Annotated in this window: 5 protein-coding genes; 1 reads left to right on the top strand and 4 read right to left on the bottom strand. The window is 57.4% G+C overall.

Annotated elements, in window-relative coordinates:
* Positions 1–116: 116 nt before the first annotated feature.
* On the bottom strand, positions 117–830 hold the full coding sequence (gene pyrF / locus ACYX34_RS14415; RefSeq protein WP_462077267.1) for an orotidine-5'-phosphate decarboxylase: 714 nt from the start codon (positions 828–830) through the stop codon (positions 117–119).
* Between the two features lie 87 nt (positions 831–917).
* Between pyrF and rpsT the strand changes: the two genes are divergently transcribed.
* Positions 918–1,187, top strand: coding sequence for a 30S ribosomal protein S20 (rpsT, locus tag ACYX34_RS14410; protein ID WP_462077266.1), 270 nt, complete (start codon positions 918–920; stop codon positions 1,185–1,187).
* On the opposite strand, the gene holA is transcribed toward rpsT, so the two are convergent.
* The 3 genes from holA to ACYX34_RS14395 form a co-directional block, all read right to left on the bottom strand.
* Positions 1,168–2,271, bottom strand: a complete 1,104-nt coding sequence (gene holA / locus ACYX34_RS14405) for a DNA polymerase III subunit delta (protein ID WP_462077265.1) — start codon at positions 2,269–2,271, stop codon at positions 1,168–1,170. The genes rpsT and holA overlap by 20 nt on opposite strands.
* Positions 2,272–2,289: 18 nt before the next feature.
* Positions 2,290–2,907: an LPS assembly lipoprotein LptE gene (gene lptE / locus ACYX34_RS14400; protein ID WP_462077264.1), complete on the bottom strand. Its 618-nt coding sequence runs from the start codon at positions 2,905–2,907 to the stop codon at positions 2,290–2,292.
* 4 nt (positions 2,908–2,911) lie between these two features.
* A partial coding sequence (locus tag ACYX34_RS14395) for a class I tRNA ligase family protein (protein WP_462077263.1) occupies positions 2,912–3,343 on the bottom strand: 432 nt, incomplete at its 5' end.

Raw genomic sequence — 3,343 nt, 5'->3', positions numbered from 1 at the left:
CCGCGACCTCCGGATCCACAATCCGGCGCTCTAACCAACTGAGCTACACCCACCATGCAGACTTGAGGAAGGGAGATATTAACAAAGGGCCGACTGTGACCGCAACCCAGCTCCCACTACCCCCGTGCATCAAATGCCGCTTGCATCTCCGCCAGAATCGCAGTAACGGTCTCAGCAGGATCAGCCGCATCACGAATGGGTCGACCGATCACCAGATAGTCCGCCCCGGCGGCAATGGTTTGCGTGGGGGTCGTCGCACGAGCATGGTCATCAACCCCTTTGCCGGCTGGCCGGACACCCGGTGTGACGATCGTAAAATGAGGCCCGACTTTCTGGCGGAGTGCCGTAGCTTCTTCACCGGACGCGACCACCCCATCACAGCCGACTTCCGAGGCCAGCAACGCTCTGGCGGTCACGAGGTCTTGAACCGTCCGCTGGATCCCCATTTCTCGCAAATCGTTACCGTCAAAATTCGTCAGCACAGTCACGGCGAGCAATTTGAGCGATGAGCCGTCACGCCCCTGGACAGCAGCTGTCAGTGCCTTGCGGTTGGCATGAACGGTCAAGAACTCGACCCCCATCGCAGCCACCCGACTCGTCGCACGACGAACCGTTTCTTCGATGTCGAGAAATTTCAGGTCAAGAAACACCCGCATACCTCGCTCCACGATCCGCTTCACCATCTCCGGTCCGGCCGCCGTGTAGAGCTCAAGTCCTACTTTGACGAACGTCAGATGCCCCTGGAGCCGATCCAAGAGTTGATCGGCCTCCGCTGCTGAGGGAACATCCAACGCAAACATCAGCCGATCTCGTGCCACGATCTTCGCCATCTCCCTTGCTCCTCCTTCAAAACTGATCCTTGACGGTCAACAACATCCTATGATAAGAATTTTCTTCTTTACTTACAGGAGTGATCAATGCCCCGAATTCACAAATCGACAATCCGACGCGCACGCCAAGCCGAACGACGCCATGAGCGGAATCGAGCTGCCGTCAACACCGTGCGAACGCTCATCAAGAAGGTCCAATCCGCAGTGGCCGGGAAAAAGGCTGACGAGGCAAAAACCAGCTTGTTGGAAGCGACCTCGGCGATCGGGAAAGCTGTTTCCAAAGGCATTCTTCATCGCAATACTGCCTCCCGACGTATTTCACGATTAGCCCATCGCGTCAACGCACTCGTCTCTTAATTGTCCGCACGTTCGAGACGCTCCGTGTGGTACCTCGTTTGGGCTGAGCCTGTGGAGGTGGCGCTGGTTCGATTCGCGTACCAGCGGGCTCCGCACAGAGCGCTAACAGCACACGCTCCAAGACTAGCTTCGGGCGGATGCTGCTCCCACCCTTCAGCTGGTTATCAGCATCCAGAAAAAGACGGATCGCCTGTTCGAGATGGGCCTCAGGAAACCGATTCAGAAATGTCCGCACCTTCCACGGATCCATTCGCAAGTTCCTGGCCGCCTCCCCTTCACGCCCTCCTTGAGCCAGCGACTCTTTGACTTTCCAGATCCGGCGATACTGCCACGCCAACGAACCCAGGATCCGAAGCGGCGCTTCCCCAGCGTCCAGGTTCCGTGCCAAGATCGATAACACCCGCCCACGGCGACCTTCGGCAATGGCCAGCGCCAGATCAAACACCGAGGCACCCGGCTCCATACCACGGAGCTGGTACACATCCACAGCAGTAACGGCACGATCGGGCGGTACATACGACGCGAGTTTCTCCAATTCTCGCCGCACGCTATACAGAGAGGCCCCGCAGACCTCCTGCAGTAATTGAGCGGCGGCCTCTTCCAAGCGAAGACCGACGCGTTCAGCCTCGCAGCCAATCCAGGCTGGCAACTGGGCCTCACGAAGCGGTGAACAATCCACCACCACAGCCGATCGGGCAAGAGCCTGGGAGAATTTCAGTCGGCCATCCATCTTCGAGCTGACGAAAACCACGGTGGTAGACTCCACAGGAGTGTTCACACAATCGAGCAGGAGCTCGCTTTCGCGCGCAGTGAGTTTCTCTGCCGCTTTTACGACGACCAAGCGGCGCGCGGCAAAGACCGGGATGGCAGCAACACTGTTTCGGATATCGGCTCCGCGCGCTTCATCACCATAGAACTGCTCATAATTGAATGCATCCCCCTCTTGGCCGAGCACCGCTTGTGTAAGCGCATTCACAGCAGAGTCCCTGAGTAAATCCTCCTCTCCGACCACGAGGTACAGACAGCCGGGCCCCTGCTGTTTTAGGCTCGACTCGAGCTGGACATGATTTATGGTTGAAGCCATCGGTGATATATCGCAAAACTACCGCGGCGAAGATCCCGTCGCGGAAGCCCGCTTCGTCAATCCGCCGGTTTCCACCTCTAGCAGAAACCGCGAAGCCAAATCAGCGGCCAAGAGGCGCCCAGCCTGCTCAACCGCTCGGTTCTGAAGGGTACGGTTGAATTGGAGGTCCGGCGTAATAAAGAATTCTGACCACCCCTTGGCCAGTTGCGTCCACACGACCTTGCCCGACCGAACCTCTTCCACCCGAACCAGCACGACAACCTCTGCTCGACTTTCCAAAGTCGCTGTCTGTGAAAAACTGAGGGTCGGCACGGACACCGACAGAATTTGTCCACTCAGCACGAGATCCGTTACGTCAGACTCCGAGACAACCTGCGCCCCACTGCCGGCAGAAAACTCATCACGGAAATAATTAGTATAGCGTGCCTCTAAATTCGGCTCAAAGCTGTTGTTGATCAACGTCTTGATCACAAGTCGGGGAGGCGGCTCCGTGAACGTCGCAGAAGGAGCGCCTCCAATGGTTGGACCAGCACCGTCCACCCGGAACTGATAGCCGCAGGAAGCAACCAGAGCCATAACCGCCACACATGCCGTGATGTGCACACGTACCGAGTACTGAGCGATAGAACCTCGCATGCCTTCACACAACAAAGTTGAGCAACTTCTTGTCAACGTAGATCACCTTCTTCGGCGCGTTTCCTTGGAGCCATTCCGCTGCTTCCGCACGGGCCAACCGTTCAACCTCTTCGCGCGAGACATCAAGCGCCACCTCGACCTTCGCCCTGAGCTTCCCATTAATCTGGATGGGGATCGTCACACGCTCGCTGACAGTCATAGCCGGATCAAACGTCGGCCACGGCTGCTGCGACACGCTCGGCTGATGCCCCAACAAGGTCCAGAGCTCCTCCGCCACATGCGGCGCGAACGGCGAGAGCAACAACACAAACGGCTCGATCACCGATCGAGACCGATGCTGCGCTTTTGTCATCTCGTTGGTAAAAATCATCATCTGCGAAATTGCCGTATTGAATCGGAGGGCTTCGATGTCCTCCGTCACCTTCTTGATCGTCTG

This window comes from Nitrospira sp. CMX1, from assembly GCF_054902215.1.
The sequence above is the reverse complement of the archived record's forward strand: the minus strand, read 5'-3'. Positions and strand labels throughout refer to the sequence as shown.